The organism is Roseibium suaedae (assembly GCF_900142725.1).
Classification (GTDB): domain Bacteria; phylum Pseudomonadota; class Alphaproteobacteria; order Rhizobiales; family Stappiaceae; genus Roseibium; species Roseibium suaedae.
In genome coordinates this window covers 247105-268362 of record NZ_FRBW01000002.1, presented here as the reverse complement: position 1 = coordinate 268362, position 21258 = coordinate 247105, and the positions used below count along the sequence as shown (strand labels likewise).

Sequence of the window (21258 nt, the reverse complement as noted above, 5' to 3'; positions counted from 1 at the left end):
CCGGATGACACATCTGTCAGTTTGGGGCCTGCCTGATGGACGCATGCCTGTTGCACATGCGGCGTTGGAGTTCCATGCGGGAAGCAGGTTGGGAGGGAATGAACCGGGAATGCTGAGGCTGAAAAAGACGCCTCAGGTCCGGCAATTTGCGGAAGGGCTGCAAGACAGGATTTTTTGATATTTGAGACCTCTGGAGTGAGCCGATGAAATATTCAGCACTATTTCCCAGTCTCCTGGCCGTGCCGCTTATTGCGGTGTCGCTGGGCTATCCTTCAGAGGTTGCAGCGCAGGCACTGCCCCTTGGGGCCGAGGCAGGGCAGGTGACCTTGCCCTATGCGAAACAGAAATTCCGCGGCAATGTGGGCACCACCTATCTCAATTCCGATCCTGCTCAGTTCCCGTCACCCGTTACCGCACCGGAGGGCGCTCCGAATGTGCTGCTGATCCTGCTGGATGATGTCGGCTTCGGTCAGTTTGATGTCACAGGGGGCGGGGTACCGTCGCCGGCGATGGATGCACTTGCATCCGAAGGCCTGACCTTCACTCGCTTCCACACCACCGCGCTTTGTTCTCCGACCCGCGCCGCTCTCCTGACCGGCCGCAATCACAATGTGGCGGGCACGGGCGTGATCACCGAGCTTGCCACCGGCTATGATGGTTATACGGGCATCATTCCCAAGGAGACGGCGTCCGTTGCGGAGATCCTGCGCCAGAATGGCTATGTCACGGCCTGGATCGGCAAGAACCACAATACCCCGATCTATGAAACCAGCGTGATGGGCCCGTTTGACCGTTGGCCCAACGGGCTCGGATTTGACTATTTCTATGGCTTCATGGCCGGCGACACCAACCAGATCCGTCCCTATCTGTTCGAGAACCAGACGCCGATCGGAACCCCCGAGACTGAAGGCTACTATCTCAGCACCGATCTGGCCGATCACACCATCAGCTGGTTGCAGAAACTTGAAGCCGTTCAGCCGGAAAAGCCCTGGTTCGCCTATCTGGCACCTGCTGCGACCCATGCTCCCCATCAGGCCCCGAAAGAGCTGATCGACCAGTTCAAGGGAAAGTTCGACATGGGGTGGGATGTCTATCGCGAGCAGACATTTGAGCGCCAGAAGGAGCGGGGGATCATTCCGGCCAACACCGAGCTGACGTCCCGCCCGTCGAGCCTGCCCGCCTGGGACAGCCTGAGCGACGACCAGAAGCGGCTCTACAGCCGGATGATGGAAGTGTTTGCGGCCTATGGCTATCAGGTCGATCAGGAGGTCGGCCGGGTCCTGGATTATGTGGCAAGCCTGCCGGATGCCGACAACACCATGATCATCTACATCGTCGGCGACAATGGTGCGTCTGCGGAGGGCGGCTTTGACGGCACGCTCAACGAAAATGCCTTCTTCAATGCCTATCTGATGAAGACGGAAGACATGCTCGACCGGATCGACGAGATCGGTACCGAGCTGCATTTCAATCATTTCCCGGCGGGATGGGCCTGGGCCGTCGATTCTCCCTTCCAGTGGACCAAGCAGGTGGCGAGCCACCTTGGCGGTGTCCGCAATCCGATGATCGTCAAGTGGCCGGCCCGTCAGGCCAAGGGCGGCGAGACCCGCACCCAGTTCCTGCATGTGATCGACATTGCACCGACCATCCTGGAGGCTGCTCACATTCCGGAACCGCGCAGCGTTAACGGTACGGCCCAGACGCCGATCCAGGGCAAGAGCTTCCTGAACACGCTGGAGGATGCCAAGGCAGAGGAAGTGCGCACCAGCCAGTATTTCGAGATGGTCGTGAACCGGGGCATGTACAAGGACGGCTGGTGGGCCGCATCCCTTGCCTTCGAGCCCTGGGATCCGGTGCGCGGTGCCTTCGATCCGATGACAGCTAAGTGGGAACTCTACAATCTTGATGAGGACTTCAGTCAGGCCAAGGACATTGCGGCAGCCAACCCGGAAAAGCTGGAGGAATTGAAGGCGCTCTGGTGGGCGGAGGCTTCCGCCAACAAGGCTCTACCGCTCGATTGGCGTGGAGCAGAACGCTTCAGTGCGGAGGAAACCGGCAAGCCAAATCTTGCGGGCAACCGGACGAGCTTCACCTATGCGGGCATTCTGGCCGGTCTGCCGGAATCTTCAGCGCCTGACCTGAAGAACAAGTCTTTCAGTGTCACCGCCAAGGTGAAGATCGAAGACAAGGCCAATGGCATGATCTTCACCCAGGGCGGCAACACGGGCGGCTGGGCCTTCTATCTGAAGGACGGCAGGCTCAAGGTCGCTCACAACTTCATCGACGTCGCGGTCTATTCCGTTGAAAGCGAGAGCGCCGTTCCGGCCGGAGAGCGCGAGCTGAAGATGGACTTCACCTATGACGGCGGCTCGGAAATGGGCAAGAGCGGCACGGTGTCTCTTGCCGTGGACGGCAAGCCGGTCGGGTCTGGCATGATCGAGCGGACCACGCCGTTCAAATATTCGCTGTCGGAAAACCAGGATGTGGGAACGGACACGGGAACGGCCGTAACAACCGACTACAACGCCCCCTTCGATTTCGAGGGCACTTTGGAAAAGGTGGTCGTGGATCTGAAGAAGTAAGCCAGAACGAGAAACGCCCGGTGGGAAACCGCTGGGCGGTCAGACGTCATACAAAAGGAAAAGCTGCCGGATTTCTCCGGCGGCCTCAGACCGCTGACAAAGGTGTAAACTCTCGATAGTCATCCCGGCCAAGCGGAGCGCGAGCCGGGACCGGTGAGCCCGAAGGGTAACGGTTTCAATCAGTTGAGGACCATCCCGCCTCGGCTCACCGGTCCCGGATCTCCGCTTCGCTGCGTCCGGGATGACGAATTGATGGTTTGTCATCAACCTCAGGCCGCCGGATTTCTCCGGCGGCCTTTCAGATTCTGGACGCGGTCAGAGGCGCTTGAAGCGGGCAGGACCGTTCAGCACGAAGAGTTCGACCTCAAGCATGTCCGCCTGGGCACCATCGCCCGAGAACGTGGCAGCCGAGCGGGACCCGTCGATGGCATTCTCGTTGGAGAAGTCGAACACCATCATGGAACCGTCCCAATGCTGCAGTGGCAGCTTTAGGGGCGCCGGGCCCGCGAACAGGGCCAGGCCGTCGCCATCCTTGCGCACTTCGACCGTGCCAAAATAGGGGTGGCCGTAGCGGCCGATGCAATAGCTGTCCGAAGGGGCCGGTGCTGCAGCTTGCGGGAAAGGCTTGCCGGCGGTGAAGCCTTCCGGCTCGAAAAAAGGCGCAAAGCGCTCGGAGTAGCCGCCGAACCAGTCGCGGGTGACCCGCCCGGCCTGCACCATATCATTGAAGCTCGCGCCAATCGCCTCTACCGCGCCGACGGGCGCTGCATTCGACAGAACAATGATGCCGATATCGAGGGACGGGATCATCGACACATGGGTGGCAGCTCCCAGGATGAAGGCGCCCGAGTGACTGATGACCACGCGCCCGGACGGATCGGTGCCGACATTGAAGCCGTAGCCATAGAAACCTGCGCGTTCGTCCGGGACATGGGGGCGGCTGGATACGCTCTGGGGGCTGATCGCGGGCTGGAGGGCATCCGGCTCGATCAGGTCTCCGCCATCTGTCAGAACCATGGTCATCCACTTGATCATGTCGTTGACACTGGAGCTGACGCCACCGGCCGGAGACTGGGCATCGGGCTGCCGCTGGAGGCGGGTTTCGAAGCCTCCACCGGATTTCACATGGGGGAGCGCCCGGTTTTCCCGCGCCATGAACTCGTCAAAGCGAGAACTGGTCCGGGACATGCCGAGCGGCTGATAAAGCGCCTCTTCCGAAAGGTCGCTCCACTCGGCACCGGAGGCCCGCGAGACTGCCTCTGCCGCCGCAGTCAGGCCGAAGTTCGTATAGGCATAGCTTGTCCTGAACGAGGTGAGCGGTTGCAGGCGCAACCGCTCCAGGATCGACTGCCGGTCAAACCCCAGGTCTTCCAGATCATCACCGGCGTGGCCCGGAAGGCCGGATCGGTGGCTGTAAAGATCGCCGATGGTGAGGAGTTCCGTGACCGTTGGATCGGAGAGAGAGAACCAGGGCAGGAGGTCACGCATCCGGCTGTCCCAGGTGACAACACCCCGGGAGACCTGACGGGCAACCACGGTTGCACCGACCGGCTTGGACAGGGAGGCAAGCTGGAAAACCGTATCCGGGTCAATGGTCTGCTCGCCATCCCCGCCGCGCGCACCGAAGCCCTTGGCATAGAGCGTCTTGCCTTGATGGACGACGCCAACCGCAATGCCCGGAACGCTGCTGCGCTCCATGATCTCGCTGACAATGTCGTCGAGCGCGGCAACGGCCTTTTCGATCTGGCCGGGAGGGACGTCCGTTCCAGCTGTTCTGGAGGGCGGCAGGTCCTGAGCCCGTACCGCAACCGGCATCACAGCCAGAGAGGCAGACGCCAAAGAGGCAGAAGCCAGGGATGCGGATGCCAGAAACCGGCGGCGGGACAGCTTGAAAGACGACATGGAAGACCTCGCAATCAGTGTTTACAAGTAAAGAGCATCAAAATCGGCGGTTGAAAATCACCTGCCTGTTCATCGGCCCTGATTTCTGACATTCCGGTTAAAAAGCGTTGTTCCCAAAGAGAGTTTGGGCTGTTGACTCGGTTGCGCCCTAGACGCTGCCATAGGGGGCAAAGGCGGTGAAAGTCAGGCCGGGAACGGGCGGTCAGGTTCTTCCGGGGGCCAGTCTGATGTTTTTGGACGCCGTGAGGCCTCTTTCTCTGGCCAAATTCTAGAGTTCTCTGGCCAGCACGTCCCGCACCCAGTCGAGAAACACCCCGAGCCGGTGGGAGACGGACCGGCCGCTGGCATGAAGCGCATGAAGGGGCAGGGGCTCCGGCGGCATGTCGGGCAGAACCTCGATCAGGGCCCCTGAGGCAAGATAAGGCTTGAAACGGTATCGTGGTGCCTGGACCAGTCCCAGGCCTTCAAGGGCCAGGGCGGCTGCCGTGTCCGAATTGTCGGTGCTGACCCGCGCCGGCAAGAGCCGCGTTTCAACGCGGCCAGCCTTGCAGAACTCCATCGGCATGATCTCACCGGTTCTGGAAGAGACAAAGCCTACCATCTCATGCCCACCGAGATCTTCCAGACTGTGGGGCAGTCCGTGTCTGGCGATATAGGCCGGGCTTGCGCAGGTGACTTCCGGCAGTTCCCCGACCTTGCGGATCTGCAGGCTGCTGTCCTGCGGGTGGCCCGCCCGGATCACGCAATCGACGCCCTCGCGCACCAGATCCGCAAGCCGGTCGCTCTGGCCGAAGGAGATGGTGATGTCCGGAAAGCGGGCCAGGAAGTCCGGCAGGTGTGGAACCAGGAAGGACCGGGTTAACTGGCCAGGAGCTTCCACCCGCAAGTGCCCGCGCGGACTGGCATTGCGGAACGCGCCGAAGGTCTCTTCAACCTCCGTGAGGATGGTCCGGGCCCGCTGATAGAAGGCATCGCCCTCAGGCGTGACTGCAAGGTGGCGGGTGGAGCGGGCCAGCAGCCGCACGCCTGTCTCCCGCTCCAGCGCCTTGACTGCATTGGTCGCCGACGAGCGGGCAATGTTCAGTTCGCTGGCCGCGCGGGCAAAGCTGCCCCAGTCGACGATGCGGATGAAGAGTTCGAGTCGATCAAGTCTGTCCATAAGGATTGTTAGTCGCGAGGAAATTGTAATGTCAATTTTCATGCAATTGTTTTCATCTGGCGCATGATTATTTTCCTCCTGACCCAATCAGGAGAGTGCCATGAGTGATCAACAGACATCTGCCATCGTTACCGGTGCGTCGCGTGGAATCGGTGCGCAAATCGCGCGTCAGCTGGCGGCAGACGGCTTTGCCGTTGCCGTGAATTATTCAAGCAGTCCCGAGCAGGCTCAGGCGGTTGTTTCGGAAATCGAAGCCGCTGGAGGGCGCGCTGCTGCCATCAAGGCGGATCTCGCCGATCCGGCTGCGGCCAGGAGCCTCTTTGATCAGGCTGAGGCCTTGCTCGGTCCGGTGTCCGTGCTGGTCAACAACGCCGGCATGATGAAACTGGCACCGCTGGCGCAAACTGGCGACGAGATGCTGGAAGCGCAGCTCGATCTCAATCTGGCAGCGCCCATCCGGCTGATCCGGGAAGCGGCAGCCCGTCTGCCGCAGGGCGGGCGGATCATCAATCTGTCCTCGTCCGTGGTTGGCTTCTATCAGCCAGGTTACGGCGCCTATGCAGCGTCAAAAGCCGGTGTGGAAGCCATCACCCACATCGCCGCCAAGGAACTGGGCCCGAAGGGGGTGACGGTCAATGCCATTGCGCCCGGGCCGGTCGGCACGGATCTTTTCCTTGAGGGTAAAAGCACGGAACTGGTCGAGCAGATCAAGCGCCTCAGCCCCTTCGGACGTCTTGGGACGCCAGAGGATATCGCCAATGCTGTCAGCTTCCTCGCCAGTCCGCAAAGCGCCTGGATCAGCGGCCAGATCATCCGCGCCAACGGCGGGGCGATCTGATCCTGGTCTGAGGTGAAGCACCTGGTTTGACAAATCTGCGGGACAGGCAAAATATAAGGGAACCTTCCTATTTGCCTGTCCCGGACCTTTCCGGACGATGCCAAGAAAGACAAGCTGAAGTCCACCGGATGTCACAGCCGCCTCATCCCGACGTTTCCAGTCACAATGACATGAACTTGCCCGGCAGGGTGTGGTTCTTCCGCGGTTCGAAAGCCGCCATCTCCATTCCGGCCCTGATCCTGACGGCTGCCTTTGTCGGCTATGCCGGGCTTGCACGGGAGAGCGGCCTCAGCCTGCTTGAGACCCTGTTGATGACGGGGCTTGTCTGGGCCTTGCCATCCATCGTGGTTCTGACCGGGGCGATTTCCAGCGGCATGGGGCTGGTGCCCGCGGCAATCGCGGTCGCGCTTGCCTCCGTCCGTCTCATGCCCATGACCATGGCTCTCATTCCCATGGTCAAGGTGGAAGGCAAGACCAAGCGCTGGCAGCTGCTTTATATCTCTCACTTCATCGCGGTGACGGCCTGGGTCCATGGCATGCGCAACCTGCCGGACCTGCCGAGAGAAGGGCGTTTGCCCTTTTTTGCCGGTTTTGGAACAGCGCTTACGAGTTTCGTCTTCTGCATGACCGGCGTGGCCTATCTTCTGGTGGAACGCATGCCGCCGATGGTCGCCGGTGCCCTGGTGTTGCTGACCCCGGTCTATTTCATCTGCTCCCTGTGGAGCGCGGCCCGACTCGCAGCTGACAAGGCGGCACTGCTGATCGGCCTCGTGCTTGGGCCGTTCTTTTATCTTGTGACGCCCGGGCTGGATCTGCTCTGGACCGGTCTGGCCGGCGGAACGCTGGCATATCTGATCACCCGATACATGCGCAGGGGGCTTCTATGATCGATGCATGGTGGTGGCCCTATGTCATGATCATCTTTGCCGGATGGATCGCAACCGACATGTGGCGCTGGCTCGGGGTTCTGGTCGGCGGAGGCTTGCGCGAAGACAGCGAGCTCTTGATCTGGGTGCGGTCCGTCGCAACCGCTCTGGTTGCGGGCGTGATTGCCAAACTGATCCTGTTTCCAAGCGGCATTCTGGCCGAGACGCCGGTCTGGCTGCGGATATTCGCGGCGGTATGCGGGTTCTCAGCCTTTCTTGCCACACGTCAGAAAGTCATCGTCGGGGTTCTGGCCGGTGAAGCGGTCCTGATCATCGGCTGGCTGATGCTCGGAGGCGCTTGAGCCGGAGCGTTCTTCCTTTGATGTCAGATAGAAGCGGCCCAGCTGCCGGGCCGTTTCTGCCATGGCAGCCCTGAGATCCGCCGGTTCCAGAACTTCTACATCGCCGCCGAATCTCAATAGATCCGCGCAGGCTTGCCGCACGGATCCTGTGGGGATTTCGGCCTCAATCCAGCCCTCTGCATCCGCATCGTCAGCAAAGGTGGTCTTGGCGCAGATGTAGGGTGACATCAACGCCTCGAACATTCTCCTGCCCCATGGTGAGAGACGGAGCCTGGCCCGTCGCGGATGCAGCTCCTCGTCCAGCCGGCGGGTTGAGGCATGCCAGTGGTTGGCCAGGTTGAAGCCTTCCGGGCGCTCGAAGGTCTCATCGGTCGCCTTGAATTCAAGAACGCGGGAAATCCGGAAGGTGCGCGGTTCGCTCTCTGAACTGGCGATCAAATACCAGGCGCCGCTTTTCAGGACGATGCCAAGGGGGGACAGGCGGCGCTGCTTCTCGCCTGTCCAGCTTCTGTAGCGGATGTCGATCTGCCGCTGGTTCCAGATTGCATCGGCAATTTCGGGCAGAAAGTCAGGTTGTTCGGATTCGGCGAACCAGGCGGGAATGTCGAGATGGAACCGGTTCTGCATCTGGGCGGCGCTGTCCCGCAGGCTGTCGGGCAGGGCGGTCAGCAGCTTGGTCTTGGCGCCATTCATCACCGCACCAAGTCCGAGATCGGCCGCAGGGCCCGGCAGGCCAGCCAGAAACAGGGCGTCGGCCTCCATTGCCGACAGTCCGTTCAGGCGAGTCTTGTAGCCGTCGAGCAGCCTGTAGCCGCCCTCTGAGCCGCGCTCGCTATAGACCGGAATTCCCGCACTGCTCAGGGCATCTATGTCACGATAGATGGTGCGCAGGGACACTTCGCAGTCCTCCGCCAGCTCCTGTGCGGTGACATGCCCCCGCGCCTGCAGGGTCAATAGGATGGACAGAAGGCGGCTCGCGCGCATGGATCACTCCAGGCAAAAAATTCAGTTTCTGAACTATGCCTAATCCAACCTGACAGAAGTTGACAGGTATGGTGCGTTATTCAGCTTCCAGTGCCTGCCGCCGGCGGGCCGTTTTGGAGACATTCCGTCATGCAGGACACAATCACTTTCTATTATTCCCCGCAAACTCGCGCCCGCAGCGTTGCCATGCTGCTGGATGAATTGCAGGCGCCGCATGAATTGCATGTGCTGAACATGAAGGCGGGCGAGAACCGCCAGCCGCCGTTTCTGGCCATCAACCCGCTCGGCAAGGTTCCAACCATCCGTCATGGCGACGCGGTGGTGACCGAGCAGTTGGCCATTCACATCTACCTCGGTGACCTCTTTCCGCAGGCTGGTCTGACGCCTGCCATCACGGATCCGCTGAGAGGACCCTATCTGCGCTGGATGGCCTATTTCGGTGCCTGTTTCGAACCGGCCTTGATCGATGCCTATCTGAAGCGGGAACCGGCTCATGAAGCCATGTCGCCTTATGGCACCTATGATCAGGTGATCGAAGTGATCCGGGCACAGCTTGCCAAGGGCGATTATCTCCTGGGAGACACGTTCACCGTGGCCGATGTGCTCTGGGGGACGGGGATCGGCTGGACCCTGCAGTTCGGGCTGATCCCGAAGTTGCCCGAGTTCGAGGCCTATGCCCGGCGTGTCAGCGAAAGACCGAGCTACAAGCGCATCTCCGAGATGGATGCAGCCTACGCCGCCGAGCATGAGGCAGCTCTTGCAGCGGCGAGCGCTGGTTAAAAAAAACAGCGCCCCGGACATTCGTTTCCGGGGCGCTGTGCCTTTCGGCGGCCTTGAGAGGCACCAGGCCTGTGATCAGGCGAGCGCGGCGCGGATCTTGCCTGCGTGTTCAGCCAGCACATCGTTCGCCGCCATCTCGCCTGTATGCGGGCGAAGCGGCACGCCTTCAAAGCGCGGGATCACATGGACGTGGGTGTGGAACACGACCTGACCGCCAGCTGGCTCCGAGAATTGCTGGATAGTGGTGCCATCGGCTCCAAACGCCTTCAGGACGGCGCGGGCCATTTTCTGAACAACACTCATCACGGCCGTCAGGTCTTCGCTCGCAATGTCGAGAATGTTGCGGGACGGGGCCTTCGGGATCACCAGGATATGGCCGTCGCCACGGGGCATGATGTCCATGATCACGACGGTCTTGTCATCTTCGTAGACCTTGTGGCTCGGGATTTCCCCGCGCAGGATTTTGGCAAAGATGTTCTGGTCGTCGTAGGCGTTCGTCGGCATGTCGTTACCTTTTCCGGGCTGGGCTTTCTTGCCAGTCTGATCTGCGCAAAGTTTTGCGGTCAGAATTGGTTTTCGTCAAGAAAGCAATGACTTGGATTGGGCTTGAGAAAGTGATTCAGTCTCTTCAAGTCTTGAATCAACTGGCCGGTCGGAGGGAGCGGAGGCGGGTCTTGCCCGGTGCACCTGTCTTTATCCGGGCGAGATATCTGATTGCCTTTTCCTTAAATAATAAGGCGAAACAAGGGCTTGGGTCTTGGTCTTCAGAATGTGAGTCCGGCTTGTTGGTCAGGTCTGGCGGAACGGAGCGTGCTCGCTGAGGATTTCTGCTTCCTGGGCAATGGCTGCCCGCTCTCGCGCCAGATAATCTGCGACTGCTTCGCGCAAGCCTTCATGGGCGATCCAGTGCGCTGACCTCGTAAGCGTTGGCAGATAGCCCCGGGCGAGCTTGTGATCTCCCTGGGCGCCTGCCTCCACCCGCTTCAGCTTGCGGGCGATTGCAAATTCGATGGCCTGATAATAGCAGACCTCGAAGTGCAGGAAGGGGTGGTGCTCGGTGCAGCCCCAGTTGCGGCCAAACAGTGTGTCCGATCCGATGAGGTTGAGTGCGCCTGCGATATAGCGGCCATCCCGCTTGGCCATGATGAGCAGGACCCGGTCCGGCAGGCGCTCTCCCAGCAGGGAAAAGAATTGCCGGTTCAAATAGGGCCGGCCCCACTTCCGCGAACCTGTGTCCATGTAGAAGGTGTGAAAGGCGTCCCAATGGGCCTCGGTCAGATCGCTGCCGGTCACCCATTCGATCTCGATGCCTTCCGCAAGCGCTTCGCGCCGTTCCTTCTTCACCGCCTTGCGCTTGCGGGAGTTCAGTTCCCCGAGGAACTGGTCGAAGCTGTCATAGTTGCGGTTCTCGAAGTGGAATTGCTGGTCTGTGCGCTGGAGATATCCAATCTCACCTAGGGCTGACCATTCCGGTTCTGTCAGAAAAGTGGCGTGCACCGAAGAGGCGCCGGAGCGCCGGGCAACTTCCACCAGTCCAGAGGCCAGGGCAGTCATGCCGGAAGCGTGGTCGATGCCTGGCGCCAGCAGGAAGCGGCGGCCCGTCGCGGGTGTGAAAGGGACGCTGACCTGCAGCTTGGGATAATAGTCGCCGCCCGCCCGCTCGAAGGCATCTGCCCAGCCGTGGTCGAAGACATATTCGCCCTGGCTGTGGTTCTTCAGATAGGCGGGTACCGCGCCAAGAACGCCGCCACTTCCATCCTCCAGAACCAGGTGCCGTGGCAGCCAGCCCGTGCGTGCTGTTGCGCAGCCAGCCTCTTCCAGAGAGGATAGAAAAGCGTGCGAAAGGAAGGGGTTATAGCCTGGAACCTGATAAGGGGATTCATCTGGCTCTGAAACTGATTCAGCAAGGCTGAGCCGGTCCAGAAGTTCCTGATCGGCAGCGAGCCGTCCAGCTTCGTCCATCAGCCAGCCTGGATTGGCCACACTGTCCCAGGCCCTGGCGGAAATATCCGTCATGGAAGACAGGACGCGCAAGGTGGCGGGGGCATCCTCAGGGGAGCGGTCGGTCATGAGACTACTTGTCGAGGTGAGCGTCAGACATGACTAAAGATTAGTGCGGCAATGCAGCATCGCAAGAGGCTTGCTGCATTCGCTCTTCACTTCTCGTGTCGTTGTCTGACAGGCAGAGGGTTTCAAGCCTCTGGGTCGAAGCCTTCAAAGACCATCTGGTCAGCAAAGCGGTTGGCTCTTTCCCGCTGTTCAGGCGTGCGCACGGTCCAGGTCATCATCGGCAGGCCAAGGGTCTTGCGCCAGAAGCTGGGGCCGGGGGCCGGCAGGTCATTGACGCAATAGGAGATGAAGTGGGGCCGGGTGCGCGGCACATGCAGGAGATGGCGCAGGATGAAACGGTCCATGCGGCTGTGGCGGGCATAGTCCTGCTTGTTGCGGGCGCTGTCGGCGACAATGCCGCGCAGCACATCCGGATTGTGTGCCTTGGCGACGGACAGCATGTCCGGGTCGAAAGACTTGATGCAGGCCGGGCCGGAATAGCGGGCGACCTGATCCACGACATTGCGCACGAAATCAGCCTGAGCGCCGGGCACGACGCGGGACTTGATTTCGATCACCAGCGGAATGCGGCCCTGAACCAGATCCAGCAGATCCTGCAGCAGCCAGAGCTTGTCGGTGCCGGTCTTCATGTGCAGCTTCACCAGATCTGCCGAATGCTGGCTGATGACCGATCCCGTGCCTTCCACCAGACGTTCCAGCGTGTAGTCATGGTGGACCAGTGCTTGACCGTCGGCTGTTTCCTGAACATCGACTTCGACGCCAAACCCGCGTTCCATGGCAGCTGCCACGGCCGAAGGCGTGTTCTCGATCCGGCCTTCCGATGGATTGTGGAAGCCGCGATGGGCGACGGGACGGGCAAGAATGGTGGACATTTCAGACATGTCTAAGACCCTGATGGGAAGCCGGATGGCGGGAAGTCTGGAAGGAAAATGGGGCGCTTCTGGCGCCCCTGTGGGCGTCAGGCGATCTCGAAAATCGCTTCGATCTCGACGCCGGCTCCAAAGGGAAGGGAGGCGGCGCTGACCGCAGATCGGGCATGGCGGCCCTTGTCGCCGAGAGCTTCGACCATGAAGTCGGAGGCGCCGTTGATCACCTGGGCCTGATCGGTGAAGTCCGGTGTGGAGTTCACGAAACCGACGATCTTGACCAGGCGGACGATCTTTTCCAGGTCACCGGTCGCGGCCTTGGCCTGCGCCAGGAGATTGATGGCACACAGGCGCGCCGCCGCGCGGCCCTGCTCCAGAGACAGGCTGTCTCCCACCTTCCCGGCATATTGCAGGCCATCCGGATTCATCGGAAGCTGACCGGAGATGAAGAGCTGCTGGCCCGTCTGCACGAAGGGAACATAATTGGCGACAGGCGTTGCCGGGGTGGGCAGGATCACGCCCATGGAGGCAAGGCGGCTTTCAACGGTCTCGGTCATTTCACACTCCGGAATCGGAAAACAGGGCCAAAGTCTTGGCTGAATTCGGCTGTTGCCGCAAGGCCCCGGCCGTACCTCAAGCCTGCTTGCTCCGGTTTTCACCCACCACAGATTGCTGCTTACCCTTTAAGGGGGGAATGCTATGGTTTAAAAGCGGATAGACCAAGGTGTTGCCATGGTTTGCACTTAACTGGCAGCCGCATAAGTTTTGGGGAACTGGAGACGCTCATGACCCTTTCAATCTGTCCGCCGGCCCGCATCCGACTGTCCGCAGCCGCTGCTGTTCTCGCCGGTATGACGGCTTTTGCGGTTACGGGATCTCTCGCCTCTGCTGCGGAACTCGCCCCCCACCGGGCGATCTATGATCTGGAACTGGGCGAGGCTTCCGACGCCCTGTCGATCTCCGCGCTCACGGGACGCATGGCCTATGAGGTTTCGGGAAGCGTTTGCGACGGCTACAGCGTCAACTTCCGCTTCATGACCGACATGCGGGACGAGGATGGCGGGTCGCAGGTGACGGATTTGCGCAGCTCTTCTCATGAATCCGGATCGGCGGATGCCTTTCAGTTCCTGAGCGAGACCTTTGTCGATCGCAAGCTGATCGAGGAAACCCGCGGTTCAGCGAACCGGGAAAAGAACGGCGAAAAATCCGTTGAGCTGAAGGTTCCGGCTGCCAAGACGTTTCCGATCTCCAGCAAGGCCCTGTTCCCGACCGAGCATATCAAGGCCTTGATCGAGGCTGCGAAGGCAGGCCAGCATTTCTTCACCGCTGACATTTTCGATGGCTCAGAGACCGGGGACAAGGTTTTCACGACCACGGCGGTGATCGGGGCTTCCGAGCAGGAAACCGCCGTTGAGACGGGACCTGAAAAGGCTGCCCGCGCGGCGCTTGCCGGCAAGACTTACTGGCCGGTCACCGTTGCCTATTTCGAGCCGGGGATCGGTGCGACCGGCGAGCAGGAGCCCTCCTATCAGCTGTCGTTCCTGCTTTACGAGAACGGTATCAGCCGCAAGATGACGCTGGATTACGGTGACTTCACCATCAAGGCGCAGCTCAACAATCTGGAAGTGCGCACTGGCGAGCCCTGCACGAACTGAGGGCGGCAGAGAGATTGAACAATCGGTCCATCCTGCGAGACACCGCTTCGCGGTTCCTCAGGATGAGGTGCTGTTGAGGCAAATGCCTCAAAGACCAAGGATTTCAATACGATTGCCTCATCCTGAGGAGGGGCGAAGCCCCGTCTCTAAGGATGGGCGGCTTGCTCAATAGACGCTCGTGTTTTCGAACTGAATTCTCCTGTTGGAACTGCGCGGTTCCAGCTACTGCCCCTTGTCTTTCCTGTCCCGTGCTTCCTTCTCCGCCTCGCGTTCTTGCCTTGCTTCGTGAAGCAGGCCGCGTTCGACGGCGGTCTTGCCGAATTTTGCCCGCACCGCGTCCATGGCAAGTTCGGCCTTCTTGCGCCGGTCTGCGTCCTGGTCGAGCAGATCCTGCGGATCGGCCTGGGCAGGATCGCTGAGGTCGCTGAGGCCAATGCCGATCAGGCGGAAGCGGCGGCCGTCAGTCTCCGGCTTCAGGAGATCAACGCCAGCGCGGAAGATCCTGTCGGCGAGCTGTGTCGGGTCCGCGAGCTGGCGGGAGCGGGTGATGCTCTTGAAGTCCGCGGTCTTCAGTTTCAGGGTGACCGTCCGGCCCGCAAAGCCTTCTTCCTTCACGCGCCTTGAGACCTTTTCGGACAGATCCAGCAGGATTGGCCGGAGCTTTTCGAAGGACGTGATGTCGAAGTTGAAGGTGGTTTCGCTGCTGATGCTTTTGGTCGCCCGTGCAGGCGAGACGGTCCGGTCGTCATCGCCCCGGGACAGCTTGGCAAGGCGCAAACCCATCGCACCATAGCGGCGGGCGAGATCCGACTGATCCATGGTTTGCAACTGGCCGATGGTGCGGATGCCGTCGGAGGCGAGGGCTTTCTGGAAGACCTTGCCGACGCCCCAGATCATGCTGACCGGTTGTTCCGCCAGAAAGCTGCGGGCCTCTGCAGCGCCAATGACCGAGAAGCCGCGCGGCTTTTCGAGATCCGATGCGATTTTTGCCAGGAACTTGTTGGGCGCAAGCCCCACCGACGCGGTGATGCCGATCTCCTCCTCGATTTCGCGAATGAAACGGGCAAGGGTTTCCGCCGGGCTGGAATGATGCAGGCGCTGCGTGCCGGTCAGGTCCAGAAAGGCCTCATCGATCGAGATTGGTTCCACCAGAGGCGTCAGGTTGCGCATCTTTTCGCGGATCTGCCGCCCGACCCGGCCGTATTTCTCCATGTCCGGCTTGATGACGATGGCGTCCGGGCAAGCCTCCAGGGCCTTGAACATGGGCATGGCCGAGCGTACGCCGCTGATGCGGGCAATATAGCAGCAGGTCGAGACGACACCCCGCTGGCCGCCGCCGACGATCACCGGCAGGTCGCGCAGCTCCGGATTGTCGCGCTTTTCGACGGAGGCATAAAAGGCGTCGCAGTCGATGTGGGCAATGGAGAGCTGATCCAGTTCCGGGTGCCGCAGCAGGCGCGGGCTGCCGCAGGACGGGCAGCGGCTGCGCTCCAGAGCGGGACGCGCCCCGCAATCCCGGCACAGGGCGCGGGCAGGGGAGGGCGCTCCTGCCTGCTTTCTGGTGTCCAAAGAGGAAAAGGGCTCGATCATTGCGGGAAACCACTAGGTGCATTCAGGCAGACCTATCTGCCTGGCGCGCCCAGAATATCCTCGATGAAGTCTGCTGTCTGGCCCCAATCGCCGGTCAGAAGCGAGATATGGGGCTCAATGTCCAGGGAACCCCGGAAGCGGCTGTCGGCGACAAACTGGATCAGTCGCGCGGAGGGCAGGCTCGCATGAACCGAACTGTGGTTGGTCGGGCTGTCATCGATGAAGACAACGGGCTCCGGCCTGCCTGCAGCCAGGGCGGCAACGGCGCCGCCCTTGGGGCCTGAATTGATTAGGAGCGGGTAGGTGATGCCCATCTGCGCCAGGAGGGTCTGCCGGACCGGCTTGTTGTGGCTGCCCGGCAGATTGGTCAGGAGGACCACGTCTGCGAGGCTCGACACCCGGTGCAGGGCTTCGTCCGCGCCCTCAACCATCTCCTGATGGCGGCATTCCGTATCGAAAAAGGTCTCGATCACCCGCCTGGCTTCCTGCGCATTCAGGGCGGTCCGCGTGTCCTGGCGGGCGATATTGCCCGTCAGCTTGTAGGTCGATGACAGGAAGCAGAGGCCGATGGCCGCCATATAGCGCTCCAGCGGCCGGATCAGATGCAGGATTACTTCATCCACGTCACAGACCACCAGCGGGCGGCGGGAGGCAGGCAGAAGGGCGATCTGATCAAGAATGGCCCGGCTCGGAGGTGTTGGCTCAGACATAGTCGGCCGGGTCTCCAGCCAGGGCAAAACGGGCAGCGGCCATCATGGTGGGGCGCAGGCCCGCATTCTCGCAATAGCTCAGGAGCAGGGCTTCGTCGCCCATGAAGAACTCCAGAACGCCAGCCAGGAAGCCCGGCTCCTGGGCCGCTTCGCGAATCGATTCCGGGCCTATGCCCGACACGGCGAGGAACCTTCCGGTCAATTCCGGCTCCCTCGTGAGATATATCAAGGCGTCGGTCGCAATTTCCTGTGCTTTGTCAAAGGTTATCGTGACGCGTGAGTAAGCTTCCATCGCGAATTTTTGCCTTTCCGAAACGATTCCACGTTAAAAGGGACCCTATTGGGAAGTGGGGTCGTGTGCCACAGGCTTGGAGTTTGAGGCCGCTGCCATTGATACGATACCCGGATAACCGGATCAAAGGGCCAAGCAATGGCAAAAACCGTGCTGATCGTGGAAGACAACGAGTTGAACATGAAGCTGTTTCATGACCTGCTCGAAGCGCACGGCTATAATACTCTTCAGACGCGGACGGGCATTGAAGCGCTGGCCCTTGCCCGGACTCATCGTCCAGATCTTATCCTCATGGATATCCAGTTGCCGGAAGTGTCCGGTCTGGAAGTGACCAAGTGGATCAAGGAAGACGACGACCTGAGCACCATTCCCGTGATTGCCGTGACGGCCTTTGCCATGAAGGGTGATGAGGAACGGATTCGGCAGGGCGGCTGCGAGGCCTATATCTCCAAGCCCATTTCCGTTGCCAAGTTCCTGGAAACGGTCCGCTCCTATCTGGGCGAAGCCTGATCTCTCAATGTGAATATCGGCCGGATTTGTAACTCTCTGTTTCCTGGATTCGACCGGCAAGCAGATTAAGGTTACGAATTTACTAAGATTTGCGTTTGACTGTGCAAAGTCGGCCGATTGTGTTGATTTCCATGTGCACTCGCGTAGTGTGCCTTTGCGTTTCCAAGTTCATTGGCTGTTTTGACGATGAGATATCCCGTCGTCGATGAACTTCCCTACGGGGCGCTCAGGTCCGCCGCATCTCCTGGGTCCGTGGGGCCGGCCAGAGCGGAAGCAAGCCGAAGAGTGGCCTCCTCGTATGCTTGCTTCCGCCGGCCACCTTTCCATTTTCCGCTCCAGAATGTTTCCTGAGATAGGAACGCTTGCCCCTGTCATTTATGCGGAGGCCTGTTGAGGTTCTGTATCCATAGGTATTTCCATGCGACTCCGAATATTCGCTCTGAAATACTTGAAGGATAAGCTTCTGGTTGTGTCGTTATTTCTTCCTGAGGCTGTAAAAAGGTTCTCTGCACTGTCGTTGAAATCAATAATTTCAACGACTTAATGTATTCATCAAGATTTAAGATGATCCCAGTAATATGAGGAAAAATACGTACCAGGGATTGTCCGAGATGTTCAGCCGATTTCGAAACATGAAAATCACCACCGCCATGGCACTGGCCAGTGGTGGCTTTCTTGCCGCTGCTTTGGTGGCGGTTGGGGTTATCGTCTACACCGTCGCTGACGGCCAGGCGACCGATACAGCGCTTTCCAAGCAGGATTCCAACCTCCGCGTTGCCGCGACCATGTTCAGCAAGGACATCGAAGGCGTGAAGGTGACCTGGTCTGCGGACGGCAATGTCAGCCGCATTCAGATGGATGCGCTGCCAGAGTTTTCCAGCCATGAGTTGATTGACACGATCGGCCGTATGACCGGTGAAACCGCGACAATCTTTGCCTGGGACCCGGAGACCAAGGACTTCTGGCGCAAGACCACCAATATCGTCAAGCCAGATGGCAGCCGCGCCGTTGGCACGCCGCTCGGCCAGAAGGGGGCTGTCTACCCCGTGGTGACCGCTGGCGGTACGTTCCAGGGGCAGGCGACCATCCTGGGCAATGACTATTACACGATCTACAAGCCGATCTTCTCCACCTCTAACGAAATCATCGGCATCCTCTATGCCGGCGTGCAAAAGGCCCGCGTTCTGGAAAACGTGACCGACATCATGTCAAAGTTTGCCATGATGGCTGTGCCGGTCGTCCTGATCGCTGCTGCGCTTTCCATGCTGGTCATGAGCAAGCTGCTGCGCCCATTGAATGTTCTGGCAAGCGTGACCGAGCGCATTGCCCAGAACGATCTGGCGGTCGATGTGCCCTATGGCGATCGTGGCGATCAGATCGGCATCATGTCCAAGGCCGTTTCCGATCTTCAGGAAAAGGCCCGCGAGCGCGTGGAGCTGGCAAGCCGTCAGGATCAGAGCGAGCAGGAGACCCGCGAACGTCAGGCGCGCATCGAGCAGATGATCGCCTCCTTCCGCAGCACCGTCGCCGGTCTGCTGCGCTCCGTCGGAGAGACTGCTGACGGTCTTGAGGGTACGTCCCGCTCTCTGACCGAGGTTGCCCGTGAAAGCGCTGGCTATGCGGCCAGCACCCATGGCTCTTCGGATGAGGCGACACATAACGTCCAGACCGTTGCGAGCGCTGCCGAGGAACTGGCTGCCTCCATCGGCGAGATCTCCCGCCAGGTCGCCCAGACTTCCGAAGTGGTCGGCCGGGCAACGGAAGGCACGCGCGTCACCAACGAGAAGGTCGAGGGTCTTGCGACTTCCGCGACCAAGATCGGTGAGGTCGTGACGCTTATTCAGGCCATTGCCGAACAGACCAACCTTCTGGCTCTGAACGCGACCATTGAAGCGGCGCGGGCAGGGGAAGCCGGCAAGGGCTTCGCGGTTGTTGCTGCCGAAGTGAAGGAACTGGCGACCCAGACTTCCAAGGCCACCGAGGAAATCGGCGCGCAGATCTCGGCGATCCAGGCGGCCACGAAGGAATCTGTCGATGCGATCGGCGAGATCACCGAGATCATGGAAGAGGTCAACCGCTATACGTCTGCGATTTCGGCCGCTGTTGAACAGCAGGGTGCCGCCACCTCGGAAATTTCGCACAATGTTCAGCGGGCAGCTGCCGGCACGACGGCAGTTTCCTCCAGCATGACCCAGCTTTCCAAGGCGGTCGATCAGACGTCGTCCTCCGCTGAGCTGGTCCTGTCTGCCTCTGGCGAATTGTCGGACAAGACCGAAGAGCTCAAGTCCGAAGTGGAGAGCTTCCTGAGCGAGGTTGCCGCTGCCTGAACGGGGGTAGTCACCGGAGACATTGGAAAGGGGCCTGCGGGCCCCTTTTTGCTGTCTGGAGGGCGGGGGGGCTTTCAAGTCAACTGCTGGGGCTGTGGTCCACCGAATCCGGCGATCTCAAGACACAAAAAAACCCGCTGCGTTGGCAGCGGGTTTTTTGAAACTGTCAAAGGACCAGATCTTACTTGATCTTGGTTTCCTTGAATTCCACGTGCTTCTTTGCAACCGGGTCGTACTTCCGCTTGACCATCTTTTCGGTCATCGTGCGGGAGTTCTTCTTGGTCACGTAGAAAAAGCCGGTGTCGGCCGTGGAGAGGAGCTTGATCTTGATTGTTGTCGCCTTGGCCATGGCCTTGGATCCTGTTTTGTTTGGCGGGGCAAACAGTTCTTGTGGCCAGGGTCCCTGGCGATCAATCTGCCCTGTGTTCCGAAATCAGCGCGCAAAGTACTCAGGATCCGGATAAAGTCAAGCTTTGCCGTAAAAGCTGGCGAGAAATTCCCGGTTTCTGCGCTTTGCGCAAGGGGATGAAGCGGGTGATGCTCCTGTCAGAGCATGACTTTTTGGAAGTCCCCCGCCTTGTAGAAGTAAAACGGCAAAGATGATTCCGGCTTGAGCTCCGGATCCGTGCCGAGGCGGGCCTGCAGATCACTCAGCACCTGGCGGGTGATCATGGGCAGTTCGTCCATGGCTTTTGCCTCGTCCAGGGTCAGCCAGGCGATGTCTTCAAGTTCTCCGGACGGCCCGAGGCCGCTTTCCAGTCGGTCGGCAACAGCATCGGCGAAGACGGCCAGAAACCGTGTGTCGAAGCGGCGCGAGCGGTTGGGCGGGGTGATGGCCCGCGCGATGAAGCGAATGGGCTCCAGGTCCGGCAGAATGCCGCGCTCGGCGAAGGCCTCAAATCCCTTGCCGAGGCGGAGCGTCTGATCCGCAGCCGCCTTCCTGCCGATGAACAGCCCGGCTTCCTCATAGGTCTCGCGGATCGCTGCCAGGGCGAGCGCGCGAACGCGGGCGGCAGTTCTTGGGCCCTTCAGATCGCGCGAGAGTTTTTCGCTGACGACTGGATGATAATCGCCTGCCGCCGCAATCCGGCTGTCGGCCGGGTCGACGCGTCCTCCCGGAAAGACGAACTTGCCCGGCATGAACGTGTGCCCCATGTGCCGGCGTCCCATCAGAACGCGGGTCGATCCGCCGTCCCGGTCGAGAATCAGCAGCGTTGCCGCATCCTTCGGCCGCATATAGGGAAACTTGCCCTTCTGCTCGTCCTTGCCGAGCTTGGCGGCCAGACCGGTTTTCATTCTTCTCTCAGCCTCCCTGCTGGATCGGGTTCGGGCAGATCCTCCTCTGCCTCCGGGTCGAACCCGTGCATGTAGAGTGCCCACTGAAGGCCGATCAGGGCTCCCTTGACCGGACGCAGTAGGCCGAGGGACAGGAAGATCGTCAGCGGCACCCAAAGGGCCAAATGGACCCAGAGTTCCGGATGGTAGAGCAGCTCTACCGACAGCATCCCCGGCACGATGATGTGCCCGACGATGGTGATGGTGAAATAGGGCGGGGCGTCATCCGCGCGGTGATGATGCATCGCCTCGCCGCAGGCCTCGCAGGCGTGCACCGTCGTCAGATAGCCCTTGAACAGCTTGCCCTTGCCGCAGGCCGGGCACCGGCAGACGCTGCCGCGCAACATGGCGGACATGACTGGCCGGCGCGGCTTGGCGGCAATGCTTTCTGCTTCAAGTCCCGATGACGATGTGTACTGCACGCTCATGG

At 60.4% G+C, this 21258-nt stretch carries 21 protein-coding genes; 8 read left to right on the top strand and 13 right to left on the bottom strand.

The genetic code is table 11. The features are described 5' to 3' along the window. Window positions 1–203: 203 nt before the first annotated feature. The gene (locus BUA94_RS08220; protein ID WP_073011717.1) at window positions 204–2582 is read left to right on the top strand and encodes an arylsulfatase; all 2379 of its coding nucleotides are present in this window, start codon (window positions 204–206) and stop codon (window positions 2580–2582) included. A 315-nt stretch (window positions 2583–2897) separates the two neighbouring features. On the opposite strand, the gene BUA94_RS08210 is transcribed toward BUA94_RS08220, so the two are convergent. Together BUA94_RS08210 and BUA94_RS08205 are read right to left on the bottom strand one after the other, a co-directional pair. After that, the gene (locus BUA94_RS08210; RefSeq protein WP_073011711.1) at window positions 2898–4484 is read right to left on the bottom strand and encodes a serine hydrolase; all 1587 of its coding nucleotides are present in this window, start codon (window positions 4482–4484) and stop codon (window positions 2898–2900) included. Between the two features lie 268 nt (window positions 4485–4752). After that, the gene (locus BUA94_RS08205) at window positions 4753–5643 is read right to left on the bottom strand and encodes a LysR family transcriptional regulator (protein WP_073011708.1); all 891 of its coding nucleotides are present in this window, start codon (window positions 5641–5643) and stop codon (window positions 4753–4755) included. Between the two features lie 100 nt (window positions 5644–5743). Here BUA94_RS08205 and BUA94_RS08200 point away from each other — a divergent pair, with 100 nt between their 5' ends. From BUA94_RS08200 to BUA94_RS08190, 3 genes are all read left to right on the top strand, one after another. Continuing rightward, window positions 5744–6481 (top strand): SDR family oxidoreductase, encoded by a 738-nt coding sequence (locus BUA94_RS08200; RefSeq protein WP_073011704.1) that lies wholly within the window; start codon window positions 5744–5746, stop codon window positions 6479–6481. A gap of 128 nt (window positions 6482–6609) precedes the next feature. Beyond that, window positions 6610–7368 (top strand): AzlC family ABC transporter permease, encoded by a 759-nt coding sequence (locus BUA94_RS08195; protein ID WP_073011700.1) that lies wholly within the window; start codon window positions 6610–6612, stop codon window positions 7366–7368. Then, on the top strand, window positions 7365–7709 hold the full coding sequence (locus BUA94_RS08190; protein ID WP_073011697.1) for an AzlD domain-containing protein: 345 nt from the start codon (window positions 7365–7367) through the stop codon (window positions 7707–7709). Before BUA94_RS08195 ends, BUA94_RS08190 begins: the two co-directional genes overlap by 4 nt. Here BUA94_RS08190 and BUA94_RS08185 read toward each other — a convergent pair. Further along, on the bottom strand, window positions 7614–8693 hold the full coding sequence (locus BUA94_RS08185; RefSeq protein ID WP_073011694.1) for a helix-turn-helix transcriptional regulator: 1080 nt from the start codon (window positions 8691–8693) through the stop codon (window positions 7614–7616). The two genes, BUA94_RS08190 and BUA94_RS08185, sit on opposite strands and share 96 nt — an antisense overlap. A gap of 129 nt (window positions 8694–8822) precedes the next feature. On the opposite strand from BUA94_RS08185, the gene BUA94_RS08180 reads away from it, so the two are divergent. Beyond that, window positions 8823–9473 carry a glutathione S-transferase family protein gene (locus tag BUA94_RS08180; protein WP_073011690.1) on the top strand — a complete coding sequence of 217 codons (651 nt, stop codon included), beginning with the start codon at window positions 8823–8825 and terminating at the stop codon, window positions 9471–9473. A gap of 75 nt (window positions 9474–9548) precedes the next feature. On the opposite strand, the gene BUA94_RS08175 is transcribed toward BUA94_RS08180, so the two are convergent. The 4 genes from BUA94_RS08175 to BUA94_RS08160 all read right to left on the bottom strand — a co-directional run bounded on the left by BUA94_RS08175 (window position 9549) and on the right by BUA94_RS08160 (window position 12966). Next, window positions 9549–9977 (bottom strand): HIT family protein, encoded by a 429-nt coding sequence (locus tag BUA94_RS08175; protein WP_073011687.1) that lies wholly within the window; start codon window positions 9975–9977, stop codon window positions 9549–9551. A 285-nt stretch (window positions 9978–10262) separates the two neighbouring features. Then, window positions 10263–11543 (bottom strand): GNAT family N-acetyltransferase, encoded by a 1281-nt coding sequence (locus tag BUA94_RS08170; protein WP_073011684.1) that lies wholly within the window; start codon window positions 11541–11543, stop codon window positions 10263–10265. 122 nt (window positions 11544–11665) lie between these two features. Beyond that, window positions 11666–12424, bottom strand: a complete 759-nt coding sequence (locus BUA94_RS08165; RefSeq protein ID WP_073011682.1) for a glycerophosphodiester phosphodiesterase family protein — start codon at window positions 12422–12424, stop codon at window positions 11666–11668. Window positions 12425–12501: 77 nt separating this feature from the next. Beyond that, window positions 12502–12966, bottom strand: a complete 465-nt coding sequence (locus BUA94_RS08160; protein ID WP_073011678.1) for a RidA family protein — start codon at window positions 12964–12966, stop codon at window positions 12502–12504. 228 nt (window positions 12967–13194) lie between these two features. On the opposite strand from BUA94_RS08160, the gene BUA94_RS08155 reads away from it, so the two are divergent. Next, the gene (locus tag BUA94_RS08155; protein WP_084081871.1) at window positions 13195–14064 is read left to right on the top strand and encodes a cell envelope integrity EipB family protein; all 870 of its coding nucleotides are present in this window, start codon (window positions 13195–13197) and stop codon (window positions 14062–14064) included. Window positions 14065–14286: 222 nt separating this feature from the next. Here the strand turns inward: BUA94_RS08155 and BUA94_RS08150 are convergent, their stop codons facing one another. Genes BUA94_RS08150 through BUA94_RS08140 form a run of 3 tightly spaced genes read right to left on the bottom strand, consistent with a single transcriptional unit; the run spans window position 14287 to window position 16566 of the window. Then, on the bottom strand, window positions 14287–15654 hold the full coding sequence (locus BUA94_RS08150) for a DNA polymerase IV (RefSeq protein WP_073011675.1): 1368 nt from the start codon (window positions 15652–15654) through the stop codon (window positions 14287–14289). A gap of 32 nt (window positions 15655–15686) precedes the next feature. Then, the gene (locus tag BUA94_RS08145) at window positions 15687–16364 is read right to left on the bottom strand and encodes a hypothetical protein (protein ID WP_073011672.1); all 678 of its coding nucleotides are present in this window, start codon (window positions 16362–16364) and stop codon (window positions 15687–15689) included. Beyond that, complete coding sequence (locus BUA94_RS08140) at window positions 16357–16566, bottom strand: DUF3572 domain-containing protein (RefSeq protein WP_235860503.1); 210 nt, start codon at window positions 16564–16566, stop codon at window positions 16357–16359. Before BUA94_RS08140 ends, BUA94_RS08145 begins: the two co-directional genes overlap by 8 nt. A 228-nt stretch (window positions 16567–16794) precedes the next feature. On the opposite strand from BUA94_RS08140, the gene BUA94_RS08135 reads away from it, so the two are divergent. Both BUA94_RS08135 and BUA94_RS08130 read left to right on the top strand, forming a co-directional pair. After that, window positions 16795–17166 carry a response regulator gene (locus tag BUA94_RS08135; RefSeq protein WP_073011666.1) on the top strand — a complete coding sequence of 124 codons (372 nt, stop codon included), beginning with the start codon at window positions 16795–16797 and terminating at the stop codon, window positions 17164–17166. A 632-nt stretch (window positions 17167–17798) separates the two neighbouring features. Continuing rightward, window positions 17799–19493: a methyl-accepting chemotaxis protein gene (locus BUA94_RS08130; RefSeq protein ID WP_208980026.1), complete on the top strand. Its 1695-nt coding sequence runs from the start codon at window positions 17799–17801 to the stop codon at window positions 19491–19493. Between the two features lie 181 nt (window positions 19494–19674). Here BUA94_RS08130 and rpmG read toward each other — a convergent pair whose 3' ends face one another. From rpmG to BUA94_RS08115, 3 genes are all read right to left on the bottom strand, one after another. Next, complete coding sequence (gene rpmG / locus BUA94_RS08125; RefSeq protein ID WP_073011659.1) at window positions 19675–19842, bottom strand: 50S ribosomal protein L33; 168 nt, start codon at window positions 19840–19842, stop codon at window positions 19675–19677. Between the two features lie 197 nt (window positions 19843–20039). Further along, window positions 20040–20789: an NUDIX hydrolase gene (locus tag BUA94_RS08120; protein ID WP_073011656.1), complete on the bottom strand. Its 750-nt coding sequence runs from the start codon at window positions 20787–20789 to the stop codon at window positions 20040–20042. Next, entirely contained in the window at window positions 20786–21256 is a 471-nt protein-coding gene (locus BUA94_RS08115) for a DUF983 domain-containing protein (RefSeq protein ID WP_073011653.1), read from the bottom strand. Before BUA94_RS08115 ends, BUA94_RS08120 begins: the two co-directional genes overlap by 4 nt. Between the last annotated feature and the right edge of the window lie 2 nt (window positions 21257–21258).